Consider the following 26355-nt stretch of genomic DNA (forward strand, 5'->3'; position numbering starts at 1 on the left):
CTTTACTCCATCTGGAAAGTCTCTTTGCTGCACAAAATTATCGCCTTCACCGCCATCAACTGGTGCCCAATAGGCAATACGTCACTCGAAGGGTAGCGAATTTGCTGACGCTGCTTCGCTTTTTCTGTTAACTCCAGCACCGTATTTTTCCAGGCTTCGGGATCAAACCAACGCGTCATCTGTGGCCATACATCGGTTCGCAGGTTCATATCTTCGTAGAGCACAGTCCCTTTTTTATCGTACGGTTTTTCCAAAACAGCGATAATCTTTTCATCAACTTCGCGACCATTAGCATCGAGCCAGAAGGTTTCCAGCCGCGGGGCAAAACGCTCATCTCCCTGACGTTGAGCTACCAGCTTATTATCGCCATCCAGGCTAGCGCTGCTTAACCATTGAAAATGGAAATAAAACTGTGGCGACGGGAGTTTAATCGTTTTCATCATGCGTAGGATCGCCATCGTCGTACCGCGAGGATCACTCTGCATAAGTTGCCAGACGGTATCCACGAAAGGTTGCCCGTAGCGGAGAGGATAAGTATTTTTGTGCAAACTAGCCTGGGTACGCGAGAGGGTCATGATTGCTGTAGAAGGAGGATAGCCCTCTGAAAAATCCAGTCCAAGCAAACAGTTGTCGATGAAAGTTTGCACATCAACGAGCGTGCGCCCCTTATATTCATCTCGTTCAAAGCGTAACCTGAACCCGGTTTTATCTTCCTCAATTTGTTGATTAAACTGGAGTGCTTTGGTGATCCATTGCAGCATGTCCAGCGCTCGCTGTTCCGCATCATCTTCCGACTCCAGCAATGCCTCAGAAAATGCCTGTGAAGCAATGACCTCTTGCTCCATAGAAAGCAGGTTCTCCTGCTCAAACACTTTTTTACGCTCAACAGCTACGAACCCTTTTTCTCCCCCCAGGGCATCGATGGTAGTACTGATGACGGCAAGACCGCCCTCAAAATAACGCCGCCACATAGCCTCTATTTGCTCATCCAACACAAACTGCAGGCTGGCTACGCTTTGTCTGAACAGGTTAATGCCCTGATCTAAAAGCCTGGTCCACTCCGATGACAGGCCATCTCTTCCAGGCAGGATGACGAGGCTTTCTACCGGCTTGATGCCCCTTAAGTTGCCTGAGTAGCGGTTGAAGCGCCCAAGACGTTGCTCAAAACGGTTGAAATCGCGACTCAGGCTGTAATGAACGGCCAGACGATTTTTCCCATGAAGATTAAGGCCATCTTCCCCACGCCTGTCGCATATCAGCACCTGCCAGTGGTTGTTAAGCGCGTACTTATCCGGCGCGTGGCGGACGATTTTCCAAGTGGACTGTAGATCCAGCTTTGTGAAAAGATGAGCGGATTCCGCTTCTTCACTACAGAATATGACCGCTTTCCCTTCTTTGTGATTCGCAAACCATGCGTTAAGGGCGATCATCAATTGCTCGTCTTTTTGGCGTTGCTCTTGCTTCGCAATTGCCAGCGCTTGTTCAAGGTAATTTTGTTCATCTATGCTGGCGGGTCCCTGTTCCAGCGCTAAACGTGCCCGACGTGAAAATGTCAGGGGACTGGTGAACAGCGCATCCACCCAATCGCTCAGATTCTCCGTGGTGATATGGCGATGCTTCTCAGGAGAATTTTTGGCACTAGAACGCCAGTCTTCAAGAAGTTCGTCTAAGGTGACATCTTCAGGCTTGACGGCCCAGTGCGCGATATTCAGCCCCGCTAACCCAGGGAAAAGCCAGGCAAGAGAAGGATCTTCGCGGCGGTTACGTAACAGTCGATGAAACAGACGGTAATGCTCACCTAACCAATTGCGAAGCGCCAAAATTTTCTCGCTACGCTCTTCGCCTTCTTCATCGGCGATAAAATCAACAAGCGGCCGCACCTCATCAATTAAACCCTGAAGTTCCTCATCATCAGGAAACTTTGCGGACAACTCCTCAAGACAGCTTTCGATAATCCCGTTGTCGTTTTCAGGCTGGAGCGCGGTATAGATCCCGCCAAGGCTCTCACGCTCTGCCACGCGTTGGATAAAATGCTCACAACCTGCCGGGTCCAGTGGCCAGGCTTCTTCATTGAGGCAATGCAACATCGCAAGAAAGTTCAGTTCGTTGCCATGCATCGGCGTCCCTGAGAGTAACAACACAATGCCCGTTTGATGGCAAAGTGTTGTCAACGCGGTATATTGAGCGCGTTTAGCAACGTCTTCAGCCCAAGCGTGACGTGCGAGTTGGTGAGCTTCGTCCACCACAATCAACGTCGGCCCCCATGTTTGCATCAAGGAGTCGGTAATCTCATCATGGTTGCAAAGCCGGATTTGCCGCGTCCGCCCTCCTCCCATCATCACTTCACCTAATGCAAAGCGTCCGATCAACTCCTCACTCCACTGGCCTTTTAACGCTTGCGGCACGACTACCAAAACCCTGGCGTCGCGATTACATTCCAGAATATGCTCGCGGATGACCAGCCCCGCTTCGATGGTTTTGCCCAGTCCTACTTCGTCTGCCAACAGGTATTTGGGGTTTTGGTCCTGGAGAATTCGACGAACAACAGCAATCTGATGAGGCTCGACCTCAACGCGACTGCTGATCAACGAAGACATAGATCGGCATGCTGCACGCTGCTTAATCCACGCGCTGACAAATCGCTCGCGCAGAGGGTAAAAAAACGGAGCATCGTTTGAACGGGCAGCAAGAAAATGGGCTGGGTTCATTGCTAAGCCCTGCCCATAGTTGGGATAAAATATGTCTGCCAGATCCACAACGACATTCTGGCCAGAACGGATAATTATCAGATGCTTATTACCAGGCCTTGGTCCGCCATAGCGTCCGCGGCACCATAACCCACTTTCCGCCGATCGAAAGTAGACGGTACTTTCGTCATAAAGTTTTGCTGGCGCCAGCGTACAAATCTCTGCCATCTGGCGATTAACCTCTGATTCCAGAGGTGAAACAAACCATGCGATTTCAGCCTTTTCAGCTGAGTATAAACGCAGAATTTTAGCAATCCCACTAAATAACGGAGAAGTAACCAAATCACCTTCTGATAATGTACCAGGTTGTGTAGTCATTGTATTTTTTCAGCCATGAAGGGAATCGTTGTTACGATCGGAAAAATAGCATTCCGTAATGAAAAAATAATACACGTGAAAGATAAGTTTGATCAATTCCAACAGACGATTGCCGCCAGTAAGAGGACTGAGAAGGTGTGATATAGTTCACATAACAAAAAAGACAATGAAATCACTCATACTTATGGATTGCAGCTCATGTTTTGAGATGAAAAATGAATACTATGCAGAAATAATCCCAACATGAGATTATTGCATTAATAATTAAAAAGCCCCCTATTAACAATAGAAGGCTTTTTATTTAACTTATGGATTAAATATCTGCATTTACGGTTTTCATATAGCTGGTTACTAAGTAATCAGTGACCAAAGATATATCTTTTGAAAGATTTTGCAGTTCATTCCATTTACGAATAACGGGCTGGCCATCAATGTCTGTTCCAAAGTTCCATACCCCGCTACTCCATGCGCAAAGCGGCTTAATTCGGTTTAACTCTTCGACAAAACGAGTATAGGAAGGGATCTCAGTCCAACCAGGTTCACCTTTATAGTCCTGATGTACATGATCGATTTCATCCATCAAGCTTCCAAGCGCAAGAATACCAACGCCATGTAACAAGCGGGAATAGCGAGGCTTTTTATCCCAGTCATCAGTAAACACGGTTTCCACAGCTGACCAGAAGTTGTTCAGCAGCTTCACCATCTTCCCTTCATCCCCCAACCCTGTCGCCGGATCACGGAAGCGATACAATGCTCCCTCACGAAGACTGGCATCAATCATTTTGATCATCGAGTTGTCAGCAATAACCCCATCAGGATTGGTCGCCGTTTTGATGCGCCCCGCAAGTGGACCTTCGCCGAAGTTCAGTCGTTGAGTCAGCAGTGAAGGAAACTTACGCATTTGCAGATCGGATGGCAGACGGCCGTGGGTATGCGGTGCCAGTTCGTATAACAACGTTTTGGGCAACGGTTTTGTGGAGTTAACCAGCATAAACTGTTCACGCTGTTCTTCTGCGTCATTAGCGATAAAAGCGGAGACCGGCATCATAAACGAGTCGATTTCCGCATCCCGCAAAGCAGCGGTACGTTGTTGACCATCCACAATAAACCCTGGCTTCTCAAAATCCTTATCTTCGGAGAAAGGTATCACCAGATGCCCCATGTCGCCATTATCTGTAAGCGGTTCAAAACGCACACGCTTATCAAAAGCGATAATCACCGGGTTTGGTATCATCGGATTTGCGCTCTCAATGTAGCGCTGAATTTCGCGAATATGGTTACGTACTTCTGGACGCTGATAACCAACCAAACTCTCTTCGCCGCGACGAATACGCGAAATCGCTGCAATTTTGCTGATCTGTTTACCTTCTATCGCAAGGCTATAGAGTTGCCTCTCCTCACCCTGTCGGATTCTCAGGGCGGGAACACGATATTCACTCATGACAGTTCCTCTGAGCGTAATGACAATGTGTGCTGTAAACGGTTGTACAACACCTGAATATTATGGAAACCGCGGCGACGGTTACGTTCTGCTCCGCGGAAAATGATGACGTTGATACCGATGGCCTGGCAAATATTGCACTGGCATTGTTTCCAGGGGCGTTCTCCCAGAGTGCGTTCATAATCCGCACGGATTTTGTCGGCCTCTTTTTCACCCGAATGCAGGCGTTCATAAGCCAGGACTGCATCAAGAGTCTTCTCAAGGGACAAAGCCCCTTTATCGTATTCGAACAGGGCATTCATGGCATCCTTTTCCAGATGCCGTGCAATATCCTGATCAATCACGCCAGATTTTATTTTGCGACTCAAACTTGGATTCGCATCAAACTGAGGGACACGCACAGCGGTATAGGCCGGGCCATCAAGCATATGGTAGTTATTTTTCCGATCTTTGAAAGCCTGCTGCAGAGGTGTAGTTGAGTCAATGCTGGTCACACCAAACTTGATAAAGTCGGCAAAACTCTCTGGACGGGCAATGCCAAGCAAGTGGACACGCGTATCACTTTTCAGCAACGGTTTAATCTCTTCGAGAGTCTCAAGGATCTGCGCCGTTTTCAACGGCACCATCCCCCCCATGGTGATATTTTTATATCCCATGGCCAGCAGAGCCTCTACAGACTGACGGTAGGAGGTTTTGCTCCATCCATGTGCAACGCCAAAGGCGGTGAAACAAGATCTTTGGGACTTGTTCAAAAACTCTTGAGCCAAGGTCAGCGTGATATCCTGGCGTCGGCGGCATTCAGCCAACACGTCACCACTGAATACTTCACCTGGCTTCTCATAGCCAAAGACGATGTGATCGAGAGAAACGCCATAGTTAAAGCGGGAAGTTTCGTAGAACTCAATTACCTCTTCCACACGGTATGGCGGGACGTCCTGGTTAACATAGGTGAAGGCTCCGCAATCACCCATAGTTTCCATATTTTCCGGCAGGCGGAAAAAGTGCTTCATTCCATTACGGAAGTAACGCAAACGCTGGGCACGAGTATATTTGCTCTCACCACCGCCAAGACCATCTACTACAGCTTTAGAAACCAGCATACCATCGTAAGGATGAGGAAAAACCTCATGCGGATAATGATCGTCACGTTGACGCACGCGATGTTCGTTACGCGTTTCGCGGAAGAAGTCGAAACTGGGATCGATAAAATCCTGACTATCAGGGAAAAAATACTTTAGCTTCGACAACTTACTCTCCTGTGACGCCACTGCAAAGCCTCAAAAAACGGGGGATTCTACCATGAAACCCAGGCAAGTAGAATTAAGGTTTAGCTTCCATCAGGGCCTTAAACTCAGCCCGGAAACGTTTTTCCTCAAATGAATTTCCCGCGTCGCGAAACTCTCGCAACGCATGTGTTGCACTGATACCAGGTTTTTGTTGCATAAGCTTTAAAATGAAAGACTTAACTTCCGCTGGGCTGCGGCGAATTCCTTTTTTTACTTCACGCTCAGGTAACTCCTTGAGTTCTTCTACTAACTTTTGAGATAACTCATTTAAATCATTAAGTTGTTTTGACGTAAATTCCTTCACAATGTATTTTGCCACACTGATATTAAGCATGAGCATATTGCATCTTAACCACTGAGCCATATTTTGGTTGGTTTTGAAAAGATATGCAGTCAACCTGCCATTGATTTTTTTGGAAGTGATAATAAGCAGTTGTTTTTTTGCATCAACCAGATACTCAAGACCATTAATAATATCCAGTTCAATTGCATTAATATAATCTGGAGAACCACAGATAATATAATAGTCTTTTTTTCTTTTTTTCATTAACTCTACAATAGATGTAGGATGCTTAGATTTAAAAATAGACCTATTGGTTATTTCTTTCCACCATGTTCTATGAAAACTTTTCCCTACATATTCTTGAGAATATAATGGTATTGATTCATCATATCCAACAGCAAAGGTCGCTTTATACGGTACTACATTGTCTTTGTGGTGAAGGAGGCCCAAGCCAGCAGAAAGCACCCATAAATCAATAGGATAATCATTTAAAATCACTTTAGCCGTCGCCCAGTGCCCACCTTTATAAAGATCCTCTACACATACTGTTGCAGATGTAGATATAGCTTCATTCAGAGCATTACACCAAGAATTTACGAGCACACTTGAAGAAATTCGACCTGATGAAAATTGACTCAGGCTCAATATATCTCCGCAACCGAAGTGTTTTCCATTTGTACATGTAGTTATTAAGTTGATGTTGCTCACAATCGCCCCCCCCGAATCGTGTTACACAAGCTACAGTAGAAAAAGGGGGATGACAAGAACGGAGTTATCTGTCCCTGAAAATTTTTTCAGGGACAGATGTTAGTGGGGAATATACTCGAAATACTCATCTTGAGAATGAGAACATCTGTGGCATCGTCTCAAAATGCCTTTTTCCTCAAGCGATAAACAAAAGCTTCGACATGACTCAAGAAGGACGTCAGGGCTTTCATTTTTATCTTTAGAAATCAACGCTCTAGCAAGAGTGTCATAACTAAAACCTCCAGTTGAGTGCGATACAATGCTCATCGCAAGTTGGGCATCGAAAGTTTTCATAGTGCACCTCAGAGTCGCCTGAATAATACAGTTATAAAAAAGTATTGATTATAGTTCAAGCCGGCTTTTCAAATTCACGCATAGCAAGCGCCAGGAATTATACTATTTACCAAAATCATAAGGGCTAACTTCCCTTGTCCGATTCGCATCCAAAAAATCAGCCCACCACTGCAGCATCAGTCGCCGCTCATCAAGATGCTCAGCCTTATGAATGTAAGCAGCACGTACTGAGTTACGTTCCATATGGCTCATTTGCCGTTCCACTGCGTCCCTTGACCACAATCCAGATTCGATCAATGAACTACAAGCCATTGTTCTGAAACCATGCCCACAAACATCAACCTTCGTGTCATATCCCATGACGCGCAGTGCCTTGTTCACCGTGTTTTCACTCATGGGCTTATGAGGGTTATGATCGCCAACGAAAACAAAGTCACGATCACCACTGATCTTGTGGACCTGTTGAAGGATTACTAATGCCTGACGAGACAGAGGAACTAAATGAGGTGTACGCATTTTAGAACCACGTTGCGAATGCTTAACACCTTCTATAGCTTCTCGTTCCGCCGGGATTGTCCACATTGCCCTTTCAAAATCGATCTCGGACCAACGGGCAAAACGCAACTCACTGGAACGAATAAAGATTAATAACGTTAGCTCAACAGCCAGACGTGTTAAAGGCCGTCCGGTGTAGCTATCAATTCGGTGGAGTAGTTCAGGTAAGCGTTTCAGTTCAAGTGCTGGTCGATGGACACGATTACTGGAAGCAACTGCCCCAGCCATCTCCTGAGCAGGATTGTAATCGATCAAACCGCTTTGCACTGCATAACGCATAATCGCATTGGTACGCTGCTGAAGACGCGAAGCCACTTCAAGACGCCCTGTAGCCTCAACTACTTTGATAGGCACAAGGAGATCGCGCGTACTAAAACTATCAATACTTCGCTTCCCAATCGCTGGAAACAAATTATCTTCCAGGCTCTTCAGCACCCGCCGACTATGTTCTTCTGTCCATTTTTTATTTGCTGCGTGCCACTCTCTGGCAACTGACTCAAAGGTAATAGCTTCTTTCGTCTGTTCTTCTTTCACAGCACGTTTGTGTTCGCGAGGATCGATTCCAGCAGCAACGAGCCTCCTAGCCTCTTCTCTTTTTTGACGGGCATCAGCCAGTGAAGTTTCAGGGTAAACACCAAAAGCCATCAGATGCTGCTTGCCACCAAAGCGAAAGCGGAACCGCCAGTACTTTGAGCCGTTGGGGTGAATAAGCAAAAACATGCCATCCCCATCGACAAGGGTGTACTCCTTTTCCTGCGGTTTTGCGGAACGCACTTTGATATCTGTCAGAGCCATAAAAGTTCTCCTTCCATGTGCCACTGTGAGTATACAACCATTATCGAACCAGCATATATACTCGGTTCTATACTCACAAGTGACTTGATGTGGGTTGACTCAGATTGACTTCTGTTGAAAGGAAAATCGCGGAAAGCCTTGTGTGGCGCGGATTTCAGGCACAAAAAAAGACGTCCGTTGACGTCTATTTATGTTCCGATGGTGCCGAAGGCCGGACTCGAACCGGCACGTATTTCTACGGTTGATTTTGAATCAACTGCGTCTACCGATTTCGCCACTTCGGCACTGAAGAGGTATGCGGAAAACGTTGTGGATTATACCTGTAGCACGCAACCATGCAAGCGCTAGCGTGTGTCTTCTCCGTTAAGTGTCGAAAAAATCAGCATACATCCATCCCGCGCTCTTCTTAATCCCCCCTTCTGCAAAGCGACGCCGTTTCCCATGCTCTACACTTTTCTGTTCAACACCACACTGAGGGAAACACGATGTCGATGATTAAAAGCTATGCCGCAAAAGAGGCGGGTAGCGAACTCGAACTCTTTGAATACGATGCAGGCGAACTCAAGCCGGAGGATGTCGAGGTGCAGGTCGATTACTGCGGTATCTGCCATTCCGATTTGTCGATGATCGACAACGAGTGGGGATTCTCTCAGTATCCACTGGTTGCCGGACATGAGGTGATTGGTCGCGTGGCCGCCCTCGGTAGCGCGGCGCAGGGGAAAGGCCTGAAGATCGGCCAGCGCGTGGGGATTGGCTGGACGGCGCGCAGCTGTGGTCACTGCGATGCTTGTATCAGCGGTAATCAGATCAACTGCCTGGAAGGAGCGGTGCCCACCATTCTTAATCGTGGCGGCTTTGCCGAGAAGCTGCGCGCAGACTGGCAGTGGGTGATCCCGCTTCCAGAAAGCATCGATATTGAATCCGCCGGTCCGCTGCTGTGCGGCGGTATCACGGTGTTTAAACCGCTTCTGATGCACCACGTCACTGCCACCAGCCGCGTTGGGGTGATCGGTATTGGCGGACTGGGACATATCGCTATCAAGCTGTTGCATGCAATGGGATGTGAAGTCACCGCGTTCAGCTCTAACCCGGCGAAAGAGAAAGAAGTGCTGGCGATGGGTGCCGATAAAGTGGTGAACAGCCGCGATCCGCAGGCATTAACGGCGCTGGCAGGCCAGTTCGATCTCATTATCAACACCGTCAATGTCGATCTCGACTGGCAACCCTACTTCGAAGCGCTGGCTTACGGCGGCAACTTCCATACCGTCGGCGCGGTACTGAAGCCGCTACCGGTCCCTGCCTTCACGCTGATTGCCGGCGATCGCAGCGTCTCCGGTTCGGCGACTGGTACACCGTATGAACTGCGTAAGCTGATGAAGTTTGCCGGACGCAGCAAGGTCTCGCCAACCACCGAACTGTTCCCGATGTCGAAAATCAACGAGGCAATCCAGCACGTGCGCGACGGTAAAGCCCGCTACCGTGTGGTGCTGAAAGCCGATTTCTGACAGTCTGACTCAGCGCTTCTCAACTCAGAGTGAGGTGCTGAGTCGCTCTCGTGCCTGGCGAAACGCCAGAACCGCCTGTTGGCACTGCGCCGTCACATTCTCAATGTCATGATTAATGTCGATACGCGCAATATCGGCTTCCTCCGCCAATGGACACTCCAGCGCCTCAAACTGACTTTTCAGCAAACCGACCGGCATAAAATGCCCTGCCCGACGTTGCATCCGTTCCAGGATAATATCGTAGTCGCCATCCAGCCAGAGAAAATGCACGTTAGGACTGCCCTTACGTAAAAAATCGCGATACTGCTTTTTTAATGATGAGCACACAATAAACCCGGTCTCATTCTTTTTATACAGACTATAAGATGCATCATTTAAGCGTTCTAACCACGGCAGTCTGTCTTCGTCGGTTAATGGTATTCCCTGGGACATTTTATCAATGTTTTTGGCAGGATGGAGATCGTCACCATCAATAAACTTCGCCGATAATAATGCCGCCACCTTACTACCAATTAACGATTTACCACTTCCTGAAACGCCCATCAAAATATAGCTTTCCCCGGCCATGTAAAACCCTCTGCGTCATATTTCATGGCGCGATATTACGCCTGCACAATCGGCAATTTCACGCTTTTTTGTTTCCATAGATGAGAATTATAAAGCGCATCACGTTATGCGTAACATTGTAGTGTAACAATTTTCCAGTGTGATCTAACTCACAAATAAGGACAATTAAAACCGCTTAAATGCACCGGAGATGAAGACCTGACCCAGTGAGGCATTTATGGAAGTGAAAACTCAATCCTGCGTTGTCGCGGGTAAGCGCTCTGTTGCCGTAACACAACAGAATATCGAATGGAATAATAAAGGCACGCTCGTAAAAATAACCCGCGGAGGAATTTGCGGCTCCGACTTACATTATTATCAGGAAGGTAAAGTCGGTAATTTTACCGTCAAAGCACCGATGATTTTAGGCCATGAAGTTATTGGTAAAGTGGTCCATAGCGATTCAGAAACATTACGCGAAGGGCAGTCGATTGCCATTAATCCGTCTAAGCCATGCGGTCATTGTAAATACTGTCTTCAACATGAAGAAAACCAGTGCACTGAAATGCGCTTTTTTGGCAGTGCGATGTATTTTCCGCACGTCGACGGCGGCTTTACCCAGTTTAAAACGGTCGATACCGCCCAGTGTATTCCTTACCCGGAACAGGCGGACGAAAAGGTCATGGCCTTTGCTGAACCGCTGGCCGTTGCCATCCATGCTGCGCATGAGGCTGGCGATCTCCAGGGTAAGAAAGTGTTTATCTCCGGCGTCGGCCCCATCGGTTGCCTGATCGTCAGCGCGGTGAAAACGCTGGGTGCAGCGGAAGTGGTCTGTGCCGATGTCAGCCCCCGTTCGCTATCGCTGGCTCAACAAATGGGCGCGGATACGCTGGTTAATCCCCAGCATGACGCGCTCGACCAGTGGAAAACGGAGAAGGGCTATTTCGATATCAGTTTCGAGGTCTCCGGTCATCCCTCCTCCATTACCACCTGTCTGGAAGTCACCCGCGCAAAAGGGGTGATGGTGCAGGTTGGTATGGGTGGTGCCGTTCCGGACTTCCCGATGATGATGCTGATCGGCAAAGAGATCGCCCTGAAAGGCTCGTTCCGCTTTACCACTGAATTTAACACCGCAGTCTCCTGGCTGGCGCATAACGTTATCGATCCGCTGCCGCTACTGAGTGCGGAATATCCGTTTACCGACCTGGAACAGGCGCTGATTTTCGCCAGCGACAAAACCCAGGCGGCGAAAGTTCAGCTCGTCTTTGAGAATGAAAAATAAGGAATAACATCATGAACGATCTTTTTTCACTGGCAGGTAAAAATATTCTGATCACCGGTTCCGCCCAGGGGATCGGTTATTTGCTGGCAACGGGTCTTGGCAAGTATGGCGCGCAGATTATCGTTAACGATATTACGTCAGAACGGGCTGAGGCTGCCGTCGCAAAGCTACAGCAAGAAGGGATCCGCGCCGTTGCCGCTCCTTTTAACGTGACGCATAAACAGGATATTGACGCCGCAATTGATCATATCGAAAAAGATATTGGCCCGATTGATGTGCTGGTCAATAACGCCGGGATCCAGCGCCGTCACCCATTTACCGAATTCCCTGAGCAGGAATGGAACGACGTGATCGCCGTTAACCAGACCGCCGTGTTCCTCGTCTCCCAGGCGGTAACCCGCCGAATGGTGGAGCGCCAGGCCGGGAAAGTGATCAACATCTGCTCAATGCAAAGTGAACTGGGTCGCGACACCATCACCCCGTACGCCGCCTCGAAAGGTGCGGTGAAGATGCTGACTCGCGGTATGTGCGTTGAACTGGCGCGCCATAACATCCAGGTTAACGGCATCGCACCGGGGTACTTCAAAACGGAAATGACCAAAGCGCTGGTGGAAGATGAAGCCTTCACCTCATGGTTATGCAAACGTACCCCTGCCGCCCGCTGGGGCGATCCGCAGGAGCTGATTGGCGCGGCGGTATTCCTCTCCTCCAAAGCCTCGGACTTCGTCAACGGACACCTGCTGTTCGTCGACGGCGGCATGCTGGTCGCAGTGTAACCACTGAACAACCCTACGCAGCGCACCAGCGCTGCCTTTTTGGCACACATAAGAGATAAGATTATGCCATTAATCATAATTGCGGCAGGCGTCGCGCTGCTTCTGGTCCTGATGATTGGCTTTAAAGTCAATGGCTTCATCGCCCTGGTCCTGGTCGCAGCCGTCGTGGGATTCGCCGAAGGGATGGACGCACAGGCCGTTTTACATTCCATTCAAAACGGGATCGGCGGCACGCTCGGCGGGCTGGCGATGATCCTCGGTTTTGGCGCAATGTTGGGAAAATTGATTTCTGATACGGGGGCCGCGCAGCGCATCGCGACCACCCTGATCGGGACGTTTGGTAAAAAGCGCGTACAGTGGGCGCTGGTCGTCACCGGACTGGTCGTTGGGCTGGCGATGTTCTTCGAAGTCGGCTTTGTACTGCTGCTGCCGTTGGTATTTACGGTGGTGGCCTCATCCGGTTTGCCGCTGCTGTATGTCGGCGTGCCGATGGTCGCTGCCCTTTCGGTCACCCACTGCTTCCTGCCGCCGCATCCGGGACCGACAGCCATTGCGACGATTTTTGAAGCCAGCCTCGGCACTACGTTGCTGTACGGGTTTATTATCACCATTCCTACGGTGATTGTCGCAGGTCCACTGTTTTCAAAACTGCTGACCCGCTTTGAAAAAGCGCCGCCGGAAGGGTTGTTTAACCCGCACCTGTTCACCGAAGAGGAGATGCCGTCCTTCTGGAACAGTATCTTTGCGGCGGTGATCCCCGTCATACTGATGGCCGTTGCCGCCGTGTGCGAAATTACACTGCCCAAAACCAACTCGGTACGGGTATTCTTTGAGTTTATCGGGAACCCTGCCGTCGCGCTGTTTATCGCCATCGTGCTGGCGATTTTCACTCTCGGCCGACGCAATGGCAGGACGATTGAACAGATCATGGATATCGTCGGTGACTCTATCGGTGCCATCGCCATGATTGTGTTTATCATCGCCGGTGGCGGCGCGTTTAAACAGGTTCTGGTGGACAGCGGCGTGGGTCAGTATATCTCGCACCTGATGACCGGCACCTCGTTGTCGCCACTGCTGATGTGCTGGACAGTGGCCGCGTTACTGCGTATTGCACTGGGATCGGCGACCGTCGCCGCGATCACGACCGCTGGCGTGGTATTGCCGATCATTAACGTCACCCATGCCGATCCGGCGTTGATGGTGTTGGCGACCGGGGCCGGTAGCGTAATCGCTTCGCACGTAAACGATCCGGGATTCTGGCTGTTCAAGGGCTACTTTAACCTCAGCGTCGGTGAAACGCTGCGGACGTGGACCGTGATGGAAACGCTGATTTCAATCATGGGACTGCTGGGCGTGCTGGCACTGAATGCGGTTCTGCATTAAGGCGTGATTAACCACCGGGGGGCGATGTCGCCGCCGCTCCCCGGTACCGGAGAGAAGATGAGGAACCACAGAATTTCTTTGCAGGACATCGCCACGCTCGCGGGCGTAACCAAAATGACGGTGAGCCGCTATATCCGCTCGCCGAAAAAGGTCGCAAAGGAAACTGGCGAGCGTATCGCGCAGATCATGGAGGAGATCAACTACATCCCGAACCGTGCGCCAGCCATGTTGCTGAACGCGCAAAGCTACACGCTTGGCGTGCTCATTCCCTCCTTTCAGAACCAGCTCTTCGCCGACATTCTTGCCGGTATCGAATCGGTGACATCCGACCATAACTACCAGACGCTGATTGCCAACTACAACTACGATCGTGAGTCGGAAGAAGAGTCGGTGATCAATCTGCTCTCCTACAATATCGACGGCATCATTCTTTCCGAGAAGTATCACACCCTGCGCACGGTGAAATTCCTGCGCTCGGCGGCCATTCCCATTATCGAGCTAATGGATATTCAGGGCGATCGGCTGGATATGGAAGTCGGGTTTGATAACCGCCAGGCGGCATTTGATATGGTCAGCACCATGCTGGATAAACGCCAGCGGCGCAAAATTCTTTATCTCGGCTCGAAAGACGATATCCGTGATGAACAGCGTTTTCGCGGTTACTGCGATGCGATGACGCGGCGAGGCCTGACGCCGCTGCGCGTGAACCCGAAAGCGATCTCGTCGATTCGTCTGGGCATGCAACTGATGCGCGACGCGCTGATTGCCCACCCGGATTTAGACGGTGTGTTTTGCACCAATGATGATATTGCGATGGGCGCGCTGCTGTTTTGCCGGGAACGCGACCTGTCCGTGCCGGAACAGGTCTCCATTGCCGGTTTCCACGGTCTGGAGATGGGCCGACAGATGATCCCAAGTCTTGCCAGCGTCATCACCCCCCGCTTTGACATTGGCCGCATGGCGGCGCAGATGTTGCTGAGCAAAATCAAGAACAACGACCACAACCACAATACGATCGATTTGGGATACCAGATTTACCACGGCAATACGCTATAAGTGATTTTCTCTCCCCGGCGCATATTCTCTTGCACTCACATTGCCTATACTCGACGCAGGATAAATGGAGGAAATCTCATGAGCTCACCCCTGCTGATTGCCCGCACGCCAGACACTGAACTGTTTTTACTCCCCGGGATGGCGAACCGCCACGGGCTGATTACCGGGGCGACCGGGACCGGGAAAACCGTCACGCTACAGAAGCTGGCCGAGTCGCTGTCGGAAATTGGCGTACCGGTTTTTATGGCCGATGTAAAAGGTGACTTAACGGGCATCGCTGCCGAAGGCCAGGCTTCCGAAAAACTGCTCGCCAGACTGAAAAATATCGGCATTACCGACTGGCAACCGCACAGCAATCCGGTGGTACTGTGGGACATCTTCGGCGAAAAAGGTCATCCGGTTCGCGCCACGGTCTCAGACCTCGGGCCGCTGCTGCTGGCGCGTCTGCTGAACCTCAACGAGGTGCAGTCCGGCGTGCTGAACATTATCTTCCGTATTGCCGATGACCAGGGTCTGTTGCTGCTGGATTTCAAAGATCTGCGGGCCATCACGCAATACATCGGCGATAACGCTAAATCCTTCCAGAATCAGTATGGCAACATCAGCAGCGCTTCAGTCGGAGCGATCCAGCGTGGGCTGCTGACGCTTGAACAGCAAGGTGCGACGCACTTCTTTGGCGAGCCGATGCTCGACATCAAAGACTGGATGCGGACCGATGCCAGTGGCAAAGGGATCATCAATATTCTCAGCGCCGAGAAGCTCTACCAGATGCCAAAACTCTACGCAGCCAGCCTGCTGTGGATGCTCTCCGAGCTTTACGAGCAACTGCCGGAAGCAGGCGATCTGGAAAAACCGAAGCTGGTCTTCTTTTTCGACGAAGCGCATCTGCTGTTCAACGACGCCCCGCAGGTGCTGTTGGATAAAATTGAACAGGTGATCCGTCTGATCCGCTCGAAAGGGGTTGGCGTCTGGTTTGTTTCGCAAAACCCGGCGGATATTCCGGATAACGTCCTCGGTCAGTTGGGCAACCGCGTTCAGCATGCCCTGCGCGCCTTTACGCCGAAAGATCAGAAGGCGGTGAAAACCGCCGCGCAGACCATGCGCGCCAATCCGGCGTTTGATACAGAGAAAGCGATTCAGGAACTGGGCACCGGTGAAGCACTGGTTTCATTCCTCGATGCCAAAGGCAGTCCATCGGTCGTCGAGCGGGCAATGGTGATCGCCCCGTGCTCACGGATGGGACCGGTGACGGATGATGAGCGCAATGGGCTTATCAACCACTCTCCGGTTTATGGCAAATATGAAGACGACCTGGATCGTGAATCCGCGTTTGAAATGCTGCAAAAAAGTGTCAAGGCGACGACCGAAGCGCAAAGTAACCCGACGGCGAAAGGCAAAGAGGTGGCGGTTGACGACGGGATCCTCGGCGGGCTGAAGGATATCCTCTTCGGCAGTACCGGACCGCGCGGTGGCAAGCGCGATGGCGTAGTGCAGAGCGTGGCAAAAAGCGCAGCGCGTCAGGTCACCAATCAGCTCATTCGCGGGATGTTAGGCAGCCTGATGGGCGGCAGAAAACGCTAGTACCAAGGATAAGCGCAGCGCCATCAGGCACTGCGCTTTACGTTGCCGGATGGCGGCGAACGATTATGACTTACGCATCATCAGCCAGAGACTGATCAAGAAGAACGAGGCGCTTGGCAACAGGGCGCCGATAATCGGCGGAATACCGTACACCAGCGTCAGCGGGCCAAAGATCTGGTCCAGCACATAGAAAACAAAACCAAAGCTTATCCCCGTCACCACCCGCACGCCCATTGGCACGCTACGCAGCGGACCAAAGATGAACGACAGCGCCATCAGCATCATCACCGCAACGGACAGCGGCTGGAAGACTTTGCTCCACATATTGAGCTGGTAGCGCCCGGCCTCCTGGCCGCTCGACTTCAGGTATTTCACATAGTTGTGCAGACCGCTGATAGAGAGCGCATCCGGGTCCAGCGCCACCACGCCCAGTTTGTCTGGCGTAAGGTTGGTTTTCCAGGTACTGCTCACCATTTGCGAACCGGTGATCTGCTTCGGATCGGTCAGATTCGACTCATCCACCTGCGACAGACGCCAGACCTTCTGTTCCGGGTCAAACTTCGCCGACGCAGCATAGCGCACGGATTGCAGACGACGCTGATCGTTGAAGGCATAAATGCTGATACCGCCTAACTCTTCGTCACCTTTCACTCGTTCGATGTAAACAAAGTTATTGCCGTCTTTCGCCCACAGCCCCTGCTGGGTGGAAAGCAGCGAACCGCCGTACATCGCCTGCGCACGGTAATTACGCGCCATCTGCTCGCCCTGCGGCGCAACCCACTCGCCGATGGCCATGGTCAGCAGCACCAGTGGGATCGCGGTTTTCATCACCGAGAACGCAACCTGCATACGGGTAAAACCCGACGCCTGCATCACGACCAGCTCGCTGCGCTGCGCCAGCATCCCGAGTCCCAATAGCGCACCAAGCAATGCCGCCATCGGGAAGAAAATCTGCACATCTTTCGGCACGCTGAGCAGGGTGTACATCCCCGCGCCCAACGCGTCGTAGCTCCCCTGCCCGGCTTTTTTCAGCTGGTCGACGAACTTGATGATGCCGGAAAGCGACACCAGCATGAATAACGTCATCATGATGGTGGTGAAAATGGTTTTACCGATATAGCGGTCAAGGACACCAAATGGCTGCATCACACCGCTCCTTTACGCGAAAAACGGGCGCGCAGACGGCGCACCGGCACTGTATCCCACAGGTTAAGACCCACCGCCAGCGCCAGATACAGCAGGTTGACCACCCACATCCAGATAACCGGGTCCAACTTTCCTTTCCCGCCATTGGATTTCAGGGAGGTCTGGATCAGGAAGAACATCAAATAGAGCAGCATCGCGGGCAGCATCGACAGCACGCGGCCCTGACGCGGGTTGACCACGCTCAGCGGGACGACCATCAGCGCCATCATAAATACGGTGAATACCAACGTGATACGCCAGTGCAGTTCCGCACGGGCGCGATCGGTATCAGTGGACCACAGCGTGCGCATGTCCATCTGGTCGGTGTCGTTCGGATCCAGCGCCACCGCCTGGTGACCGATAATCGCCTGATAGTCCTGGAAGTCGGTAATACGGAAATCACGCAGCAGTGCGGTGCCTTCAAAGCGGGTGCCTTTGTTCAGCGTGACCACCTGCGAACCGTCGCGCATCTGCGACAGATGTCCGGAATCGGCGACCACCACAGAAGGACGGGCGTTACCTTTCGGGCGAATTTGTGCGAGGAACACATCCTTGAAATCGCTACCGTCAACGCTTTCAATAAACAGTACCGAGCTGCCATTGGTGGCCTGCTGGAACTGCCCCTGCGCCAGTGCGGCCATACCGGGGTTGGCTTTCGCTTCGGCCAGCACTTCATCCTGATGTTTTGACGACCACGGCCCCGCCCACATGACGTTAACGGCGGCGATGATCCCGGTGAACAACGCCAGGATCATGGCGGCTTTCACCAGCACGGCCTTGCTCAGACCGCAGGCGTGCATCACCGTAATTTCACTTTCGGTATACAGTTTGCCCAGCGTCATCAACAATCCGAGGAACAGGCTGAGCGGCAGGATAAGCTGCGCCATTTCAGGCACGCCGAGGCCCAGCAGCGAGAGCACCAGATTTGCCGGAATGTCACCGTCAACCGCTGCGCCGAGGATCCTCACTAACTTTTGACAAAAGAAGATCAAAAGCAGAATGAAGAGGATGGCAAGCTGGCTTTTGAGCGTCTCCCGCACCAGATATCTTATGATTATCACTTTAAATACGCCCGTAAAAACTCGTCTTTTGCAGGAATTTAGCTTGTTTCATGGCTTAAACGTCATTTATTCTCTTGAGTCGTCGAAATCGTCGCTAAAATTATTATACTCAGCGGATTCGCCACTCAGAACGCGTTCTGATGTGCCAATGCCGTAATAACGTTAAGATTAACACGAAGTCACCGCAACTGCGGATATGAGTTACGAAAGCTTGCAATTCTAACCGCAGGCGCCGCCGTTGTCTTTAAGATTCAGGAGCGTAGTGCATGGAGTTTAGTGTAAAAAGCGGTAGCCCGGAGAAACAGCGGAGTGCCTGCATCGTCGTGGGCGTCTTTGAACCACGCCGCCTTTCTCCGGTTGCAGAACAGCTCGATAAAATCAGCGACGGGTACATCAGTGCCCTGTTGCGTCGTGGCGAACTGGAAGGCAAACCGGGTCAGACCCTGTTGTTACACCATGTCCCCAACGTACTGTCCGAGCGTATCCTCCTCATCGGTTGTGGCAAAGAACGCGAGCTGGATGAACGTCAGTATAAGCAGGTGATTCAGAAAACTATCAACACTCTGAATGATACCGGCTCAATGGAAGCCGTCTGCTTCCTGACCGAACTGCACGTCAAAGGCCGCAACAACTACTGGAAAGTGCGTCAGGCTGTCGAGACGGCCAAAGAGACGCTGTACAGCTTCGATCAACTGAAAACCACCAAAAGCGAGCCGCGCCGCCCGCTGCGTAAAATGGTCTTCAATGTGCCGACCCGCCGTGAGCTGACCAGCGGCGAGCGTGCGATTCAGCACGGTCTGGCCATTGCTGCCGGCATTAAGGCCGCGAAAGATCTCGGCAACATGCCGCCGAACATCTGTAACGCCGCCTATTTAGCCTCTCAGGCGCGCCAGTTAGCTGACAGCTACAGCAAGAATGTGGTCACCCGCGTCATCGGCGAACAGCAGATGAAAGAGCTGGGAATGCACGCATACCTCGCCGTCGGTCACGGTTCGCAGAATGAATCGCTGATGTCAGTGATTGAGTACAAAGGCAGTCCGTCCGAAGACGTGCGTCCGATTGTGTTGGTCGGTAAAGGGCTCACCTTTGACTCCGGCGGTATATCCATCAAGCCAGCTGAAGGCATGGACGAGATGAAGTACGACATGTGCGGTGCGGCGGCAGTGTATGGCGTAATGCGCATGGTGGCGGAGCTTCAGTTGCCAATCAACGTCATCGGCGTGCTGGCAGGCTGTGAAAACATGCCAGGTGGTCGCGCCTATCGTCCGGGCGACGTACTGACGACCATGTCCGGTCAGACGGTTGAAGTGCTGAACACCGATGCCGAAGGCCGTCTGGTACTCTGCGACGTCTTAACCTACGTTGAGCGTTTCGAGCCAGAAGCGGTAATCGACGTGGCGACCCTGACGGGCGCCTGCGTGATTGCGCTGGGCCACCACATTACCGGTCTGATGTCGAACCATAACCCGCTGGCGCACGAGCTGATCGGCGCGTCCGAACAAGCGGGCGACCGCGCATGGCGTCTGCCGCTGGGTGATGAGTATCAGGAACAGCTGGAATCCAACTTCGCGGATATGGCGAATATCGGCGGCCGTCCTGGCGGCGCAATCACCGCAGGCTGTTTCCTGTCGCGCTTTACCCGCAAGTACAACTGGGCGCACCTCGACATCGCCGGTACCGCATGGCGTTCCGGGAAAGCCAAAGGCGCAACCGGTCGTCCGGTGGCGCTGTTGTCGCAGTTCCTGCTCAATCGTGCCGGTTTTTCCGGCGAAGAGTAAGTTTGAAATTGCCCCGTAGGCCGGATAAGCGCAGCGCTTATCCGGTCTACGGTGTGCAAGAAGACAACGCATTTAAATCCACCACAAGAAGCCCCATATCATGAGAAACGCAACGTTCTATCTTCTGGACAACGACACACAACACGCTGGCCTTAGCGCCGTCGAGCAACTGGTGTGTGAGATTGCCGCAGAACGTTGGCGCAGCGGCAAACGCGTGTTGATTGCCTGCGAAGACGAAAAACAGGCGATTCGCCTGGATGAGGCGCTATGGGCCAGACCGGCTGACCGTTTCGTCCCGCACAATCTGGCCGGTGAAGGGCCGCGCGGCGGTGCGCCGGTAGAAATCGCCTGGCCGGAAAAACGCAACAGCAGTCCGCGCGATCTGCTCATCAGCCTGCGCGTTGGCTTTGCAGATTTTGCCACCGCTTTCACAGAAGTGATAGACTTCGTCCCTTACGAAGATTCTCTGAAACAATCGGCACGCGAACGCTACAAAGCCTACCGCGTGGCTGGTTTTAACCTGAATACGGCAACCTGGAAATAATGGAAAAGACATACAACCCCCAAGATATCGAACAGCCGCTTTACGAGCACTGGGAAAAGCAGGGCTATTTCAAGCCTAACGGCGATGAAAGCAAAGAGTCCTTCTGCATCATGATCCCGCCGCCGAACGTCACCGGCAGTTTGCATATGGGTCATGCTTTCCAGCAAACCATCATGGATACGCTGATCCGCTATCAGCGCATGCAGGGGAAAAATACCCTGTGGCAGGTCGGGACCGATCACGCCGGTATCGCGACCCAGATGGTGGTTGAGCGTAAAATTGCCGCTGAAGAAGGAAAAACCCGCCACGACTACGGTCGCGATGCCTTTATCGATAAAATCTGGCAGTGGAAAGCGGAATCCGGCGGCACCATCACCCGTCAGATGCGTCGTCTCGGCAACTCCGTGGACTGGGAGCGCGAGCGCTTCACCATGGACGAAGGTCTTTCCAATGCCGTGAAAGAAGTCTTTGTCCGCCTGTACAAAGAAGATCTAATTTACCGTGGCAAACGCCTGGTGAACTGGGATCCAAAACTGCGCACCGCCATTTCCGATCTGGAAGTGGAAAACCGCGAGTCTAAAGGCTCGATGTGGCACATCCGCTACCCGCTGGCAGATGGCGCAAAAACGGCTGACGGCAAAGATTACCTGGTGGTGGCGACCACTCGTCCGGAAACCCTGCTGGGCGATACCGGCGTAGCCGTTAACCCGGAAGATCCGCGTTATAAAGATCTGATTGGCAAATTCGTGGTGTTGCCGCTGGTGAACCGCCGCATTCCGATCGTCGGTGATGAACACGCCGACATGGAAAAAGGCACCGGCTGCGTGAAAATCACCCCGGCGCACGACTTTAACGACTACGAAGTCGGTCGTCGTCATGCCCTGCCAATGATCAACATCTTCACCTTTGATGGAGATATCCGCGAAACGGCGGAAGTGTACGACACCAAAGGCAATGAGTCCGACGTCTACTCCAACGAAATTCCGGCGGAATTCCAGAAACTGGAGCGCTTTGCCGCACGTAAAGCGGTGGTTGCGGCGATCGACGCGCAGGGCCTGCTGGAAGAAATTAAACCGCACGACCTGACCGTCCCGTACGGCGACCGTGGCGGCGTGGTCATCGAACCGATGCTGACCGACCAGTGGTACGTCCGTGCCGATGTGCTGGCAAAACCGGCGGTAGAAGCCGTTGAGAACGGCGACATTCAGTTCGTGCCGAAGCAGTACGAAAACATGTATTTCTCTTGGATGCGCGATATTCAGGACTGGTGTATTTCCCGTCAGCTGTGGTGGGGTCACCGTATTCCGGCATGGTACGACAACGACGGTAACGTCTATGTGGGTCGCAACGAAGACGAAGTGCGTAAGGAAAACAACCTGAGCGCAGACGTAGCCCTGCGTCAGGACGACGACGTGCTGGATACCTGGTTCTCCTCCGCGCTGTGGACCTTCTCCACCCTCGGCTGGCCGGAAAACACCGACGCACTGCGTCAGTTCCACCCAACCAGCGTGATGGTTTCCGGCTTCGACATCATCTTCTTCTGGATTGCCCGCATGATCATGATGACCATGCACTTCATCAAAGATGAAAATGGCAAGCCGCAGGTTCCGTTCAAAACCGTCTACATGACCGGTCTGATCCGCGACGACGAGGGCCAGAAGATGTCCAAGTCCAAGGGTAACGTAATTGACCCGCTGGATATGGTCGACGGTATTTCGTTACCGGAACTGCTGGAAAAACGTACCGGCAACATGATGCAGCCACAACTGGCTGAAAAAATTGCCAAACGTACCGAAAAACAGTTCCCGGACGGCATTGAACCGCACGGCACCGATGCCCTGCGTTTCACCCTCGCCGCGCTGGCTTCGACCGGTCGCGACATCAACTGGGACATGAAGCGCCTGGAAGGTTACCGTAACTTCTGTAACAAGCTGTGGAACGCCAGCCGTTTTGTGCTGATGAACACCGAAGAACAGGATTGCGGATTCAACGGCGGCGAGATGACACTGTCGCTGGCGGACCGCTGGATCCTCGCGGAATTCAACCAGACCACCAAAGCGTACCGTGAAGCACTGGATAACTTCCGCTTCGATATCGCCGCGGGCATTTTGTATGAGTTTACCTGGAACCAGTTCTGTGACTGGTACCTGGAGCTGACCAAACCGGTCATGGCCGGCGGAACGGAAGCTGAACTGCGTGGCACCCGCCATACGCTGGTGACCGTGCTGGAAGGTCTGCTGCGCCTGGCGCACCCGATCATCCCGTTCATCACTGAAACCATCTGGCAGCGTGTGAAAGTGATTGCCGGCATTACCGCTGACACTATCATGCTGCAGCCGTTCCCGGAATATAACGCCGCACAGGTTGATGAAGCCGCACTCGCGGACACCGAATGGCTGAAGCAGGCGATCGTTGCCGTACGTAACATCCGTGCGGAAATGAACATTGCGCCGGGCAAACCGCTTGAGCTGCTGCTGCGGGGTTGCAGCGATGACGCGATGCGTCGCGTAAACGACAACCGCAGCTTCCTGCTCAACCTGGCGCGTCTGGAAAGCATCACCGTACTGCCTGCTGATGACAAGGGTCCGGTCTCCGTGACTAAAATCATCGACGGCGCCGAACTGCTGATCCCGATGGCGGGTCTCATCAATAAAGACGATGAACTGGCGCGTCTGGCGAAAGAAGTGGCGAAAATCGAAGGCGAAATTAGCCGTATCGAAAACAAACTCGCTAACGAAGGCTTTGTGGCGCGTGCGCCGGAAGCGGTGATCGCCAAAGAGCGTGAGAAGCTGGAAGGTTATGCCGAGGCGAAAGCGAAACTGATTGAGCAGCAGGCGGTTATCGCCGCGCTGTAATCGCGGAAAGCGATAATGTATAAAGGCCGGAGCTTGCTCCGGCCTTTTTTATCACTACATAAAATTGAGCGTCGGCATCACGCCGCGTGAGAGTCGCGATACCAGACCGTTATCCACGCGCTCATCGCTGTCAGCAAGTGGTAACGTATCGAGATCGCCCACCACGTACGTATTTTTCGCCAGCCAGGTAATCAGCCACATGCGCAGCAGCGGATACGCCAGCCCACCGGTGATAGCAGAAATCACATATAACCCCCCCAGGCGATAAACCATGCCATGGAAAGTCAGCGTGGAACGAAAACGAATGTGTCCGTCGGCGAGTTGCAGGTTATTCAGAAAGTGATTACGAAACGCCACAATCAAATAACTCATTGAAATGGCAATGCCCAGATAATAGATAATCTGGCTTATCACAATCTGTCGTTGATATTCGAGGAGGATTAACGCTTCAATTTCCTCTTCCGCCATCCCCGTCACATCGAGTTCGTATATCGATTTAAACAGCGCGATCGCGATAAAACCGACCACGGCGAGAAAAGGCAGCAGCGCTGCCATGGCCAGAATCGCGGATTTAATACAATGCCAGACATTTATCTGCACAGAGAATGCGTGGACACCAAAGCGGCCGCCATCCCCCACCATCCTCATCAACCGACTGTACGTCACCCCGCTGACCATTCCCACGCCGGCAAGGCCCGTCAGCCCCAGCACGATTACAGTGAAAATCACTTCTCCCGGGCTTTCTGTTGGACACACCTGTAGCAGGCAAAATATCACCCCCCCCAGCGCCATAAGCAACAGCATGGGCAGACACAGAATATTCCAGAATGCCTTAAGCGCAGAGAAACGAAAACCAAAACGGATACTATTTAACGAGGTCTTCACTGCCTGATATTGCAGATTTTTCATCACCAGGACAGGTATTGCTAAGATCAGTGCTGCCAGTAAGGCCGCGCCAATGAAAAAATATTCCATGCTTATCAATGTCATGCCTGCAATATAAATCACCAGCAGCATAAACCAGCTCAGGAACACATCGCCACCTGTCACCTTCCAGCTAAACGGCTGTCCATTTAAGGTCATATTGGAATAAATATAGCGACGGCATTTCATTAATGCCCACGGCAGGTAAATTCCTAAGGAAGGTGCGAATAAGTCCGAGATGTGAGATCATCGTGTTGTAACCTGAACCCAGAATGAGTAACCGGATGAGCCAGCAACTGACTTTTGCCGACAGTGAGTTTTCCAGTAAACGCCGCCAGACCCGCAAAGAAGTTTTCCTTGGCAGAATGGATGACTTGCTTCCCTGGGACAAATTACTTGGCGTTATCGAGCCTGTGTATCCCAAGGCCGGTAATGGTCGCAGGCCCTATCCGCTGGAAACCATGCTGCGTATTCACTGCATGCAGCAATGGTACAACCTGAGCGATGAGGCCATGGAAGATGCCCTCTATGAAATCGCCTCCATGCGCCAATTTGCTCGCCTGTCACTGGATAAAGCCATTCCAGACCGCACTACCATCATGAATTTCCGGCATTTGCTGGAGCAGCATGAACTGGCCCGCAAAATCTTCAGTACCGTTAATCACTGGCTAGCAGAGTGTGGCGTTCTAATGACCCAGGGCACCTTGGTGGATGCCACCATCATTCAAGCCCCCAGCTCTACCAAAAACAAACACAACAGCCGTGATGAAGACATGCACCAGACCAAGAAAGGTAACCAGTGGTACTTCGGCATGAAAGCGCACATTGGCGTGGACGCCAAAAGTGGCCTGACCCACAGTCTGGTGACCACGGCGGCTAACGAGCACGACCTCAATCAGGTTGGCAAGTTACTGCATGGCGATGAAGAATTTATCTCAGCCGATGCTGGTTATCAGGGGGCCGAAAAGCGCGATGAGCTCAGCGATGTCAGCGCAGACTGGCTTATCGCCAAGCGTCCCGGCAAAGTGAATGCATTGAAGCAACACCCGCGCAAGAACAAGCTGGCCATCCGTTACGAATACCTGAAAGCGAGTATCCGAGCGAAGGTTGAGCATCCATTTCGGATAGTAAAATGTCAGTTTGGTTTCGTCAAAGCCAGGTACAAGGGGCTGGCTAAAAATGACAGTCAACTGGCGATGTTATTCACCCTGGCGAACCTGGTTCGAGTTGACCAATTGATACGGGCACAGGCGAGATCTACCTGAAATGAGGAAATTAGCCTGAAACAGGGCCAAAATCAGCCACGAAGAGACGATTTTGGGCTGAAAATTGGAAAATTGAGCCACAGGACGTCGATAAAGGACGGTTTGGGGCGTCATATCGGGAGCTGCGGACCACTTAATCGCAACTTCC

20 protein-coding genes and 1 tRNA gene are annotated in these 26355 nt (G+C 52.0%); 10 read left to right on the top strand and 11 right to left on the bottom strand.

What is annotated here, in order from left to right:
* Positions 1-2: 2 nt before the first annotated feature.
* The 6 genes from dpdE to OGW13_RS09945 all read right to left on the bottom strand — a co-directional run bounded on the left by dpdE (position 3) and on the right by OGW13_RS09945 (position 8750).
* Positions 3-3065, bottom strand: a complete 3063-nt coding sequence (gene dpdE / locus OGW13_RS09920) for a protein DpdE (protein WP_077762940.1) — start codon at positions 3063-3065, stop codon at positions 3-5.
* Positions 3066-3378: 313 nt separating this feature from the next.
* Positions 3379-4506: a DGQHR domain-containing protein DpdB gene (dbpB, locus tag OGW13_RS09925; protein WP_032175787.1), complete on the bottom strand. Its 1128-nt coding sequence runs from the start codon at positions 4504-4506 to the stop codon at positions 3379-3381.
* Complete coding sequence (dpdA, locus tag OGW13_RS09930; RefSeq protein WP_032175786.1) at positions 4503-5753, bottom strand: tRNA-guanine transglycosylase DpdA; 1251 nt, start codon at positions 5751-5753, stop codon at positions 4503-4505. The genes dbpB and dpdA overlap by 4 nt, the downstream gene beginning before the upstream one ends.
* 73 nt (positions 5754-5826) lie before the next feature.
* Positions 5827-6678, bottom strand: a complete 852-nt coding sequence (locus tag OGW13_RS09935) for a hypothetical protein (protein WP_050487632.1) — start codon at positions 6676-6678, stop codon at positions 5827-5829.
* A 540-nt stretch (positions 6679-7218) separates the two neighbouring features.
* Complete coding sequence (locus tag OGW13_RS09940) at positions 7219-8466, bottom strand: tyrosine-type recombinase/integrase (protein ID WP_137512777.1); 1248 nt, start codon at positions 8464-8466, stop codon at positions 7219-7221.
* A 199-nt stretch (positions 8467-8665) separates the two neighbouring features.
* Positions 8666-8750 (bottom strand) — tRNA-Leu (locus tag OGW13_RS09945).
* A 201-nt stretch (positions 8751-8951) separates the two neighbouring features.
* On the opposite strand from OGW13_RS09945, the gene ahr reads away from it, so the two are divergent.
* Positions 8952-9971 carry an NADPH-dependent aldehyde reductase Ahr gene (gene ahr, locus OGW13_RS09950; RefSeq protein WP_058587138.1) on the top strand — a complete coding sequence of 340 codons (1020 nt, stop codon included), beginning with the start codon at positions 8952-8954 and terminating at the stop codon, positions 9969-9971.
* Positions 9972-9995: 24 nt separating this feature from the next.
* Here ahr and idnK read toward each other — a convergent pair whose 3' ends face one another.
* Positions 9996-10538 (bottom strand): gluconokinase, encoded by a 543-nt coding sequence (idnK, locus tag OGW13_RS09955; protein ID WP_042999264.1) that lies wholly within the window; start codon positions 10536-10538, stop codon positions 9996-9998.
* 217 nt (positions 10539-10755) lie between these two features.
* On the opposite strand from idnK, the gene idnD reads away from it, so the two are divergent.
* The 5 genes from idnD (at position 10756) to OGW13_RS09980 (ending at position 16595) form a co-directional block, all read left to right on the top strand.
* Positions 10756-11799 (top strand): L-idonate 5-dehydrogenase, encoded by a 1044-nt coding sequence (gene idnD / locus OGW13_RS09960; RefSeq protein WP_042999263.1) that lies wholly within the window; start codon positions 10756-10758, stop codon positions 11797-11799.
* An 11-nt stretch (positions 11800-11810) separates the two neighbouring features.
* Complete coding sequence (gene idnO / locus OGW13_RS09965) at positions 11811-12575, top strand: gluconate 5-dehydrogenase (protein WP_044327256.1); 765 nt, start codon at positions 11811-11813, stop codon at positions 12573-12575.
* A 63-nt stretch (positions 12576-12638) separates the two neighbouring features.
* Positions 12639-13958 carry a gnt-II system L-idonate transporter gene (gene idnT / locus OGW13_RS09970; RefSeq protein ID WP_042999261.1) on the top strand — a complete coding sequence of 440 codons (1320 nt, stop codon included), beginning with the start codon at positions 12639-12641 and terminating at the stop codon, positions 13956-13958.
* A 57-nt stretch (positions 13959-14015) separates the two neighbouring features.
* A complete protein-coding gene (gene idnR / locus OGW13_RS09975) occupies positions 14016-15014 on the top strand; it encodes a DNA-binding transcriptional regulator IdnR (RefSeq protein WP_042999260.1) in 999 nt (332 codons plus the stop codon).
* Positions 15015-15092: 78 nt separating this feature from the next.
* Positions 15093-16595, top strand: coding sequence for a helicase HerA-like C-terminal domain-containing protein (locus OGW13_RS09980; RefSeq protein WP_090048283.1), 1503 nt, complete (start codon positions 15093-15095; stop codon positions 16593-16595).
* Positions 16596-16658: 63 nt separating this feature from the next.
* Here the strand turns inward: OGW13_RS09980 and lptG are convergent, their stop codons facing one another.
* The 3 genes from lptG to ytgA all read right to left on the bottom strand — a co-directional run bounded on the left by lptG (position 16659) and on the right by ytgA (position 18954).
* The gene (lptG, locus tag OGW13_RS09985; RefSeq protein WP_042999258.1) at positions 16659-17741 is read right to left on the bottom strand and encodes an LPS export ABC transporter permease LptG; all 1083 of its coding nucleotides are present in this window, start codon (positions 17739-17741) and stop codon (positions 16659-16661) included.
* On the bottom strand, positions 17741-18841 hold the full coding sequence (gene lptF, locus OGW13_RS09990; protein WP_042999257.1) for an LPS export ABC transporter permease LptF: 1101 nt from the start codon (positions 18839-18841) through the stop codon (positions 17741-17743). The genes lptG and lptF overlap by 1 nt, the downstream gene beginning before the upstream one ends.
* A gap of 62 nt (positions 18842-18903) precedes the next feature.
* Positions 18904-18954 (bottom strand): protein YtgA, encoded by a 51-nt coding sequence (gene ytgA, locus OGW13_RS09995; protein WP_211180521.1) that lies wholly within the window; start codon positions 18952-18954, stop codon positions 18904-18906.
* A gap of 153 nt (positions 18955-19107) precedes the next feature.
* On the opposite strand from ytgA, the gene pepA reads away from it, so the two are divergent.
* From pepA to OGW13_RS10010, 3 genes are all read left to right on the top strand, one after another.
* Positions 19108-20619 carry a leucyl aminopeptidase gene (gene pepA / locus OGW13_RS10000; RefSeq protein ID WP_044253264.1) on the top strand — a complete coding sequence of 504 codons (1512 nt, stop codon included), beginning with the start codon at positions 19108-19110 and terminating at the stop codon, positions 20617-20619.
* A 100-nt stretch (positions 20620-20719) separates the two neighbouring features.
* Positions 20720-21163 carry a DNA polymerase III subunit chi gene (holC, locus tag OGW13_RS10005; protein ID WP_090048279.1) on the top strand — a complete coding sequence of 148 codons (444 nt, stop codon included), beginning with the start codon at positions 20720-20722 and terminating at the stop codon, positions 21161-21163.
* Positions 21163-24018, top strand: coding sequence for a valine--tRNA ligase (locus OGW13_RS10010; protein ID WP_287116026.1), 2856 nt, complete (start codon positions 21163-21165; stop codon positions 24016-24018). Before holC ends, OGW13_RS10010 begins: the two co-directional genes overlap by 1 nt.
* Positions 24019-24072: 54 nt before the next feature.
* Here OGW13_RS10010 and OGW13_RS10015 read toward each other — a convergent pair whose 3' ends face one another.
* A complete protein-coding gene (locus OGW13_RS10015; protein WP_353622477.1) occupies positions 24073-25182 on the bottom strand; it encodes a DUF898 family protein in 1110 nt (369 codons plus the stop codon).
* Between the two features lie 44 nt (positions 25183-25226).
* Between OGW13_RS10015 and OGW13_RS10020 the strand changes: the two genes are divergently transcribed.
* Positions 25227-26207, top strand: a complete 981-nt coding sequence (locus tag OGW13_RS10020) for an IS5-like element ISEc68 family transposase (RefSeq protein WP_000082736.1) — start codon at positions 25227-25229, stop codon at positions 26205-26207.
* The last annotated feature ends 148 nt before the right edge of the window (positions 26208-26355 follow it).

This window comes from Citrobacter sp. Ca225 (genome assembly GCF_030337175.1).
In the GTDB taxonomy this organism is placed as follows: domain Bacteria; phylum Pseudomonadota; class Gammaproteobacteria; order Enterobacterales; family Enterobacteriaceae; genus Citrobacter_A; species Citrobacter_A amalonaticus.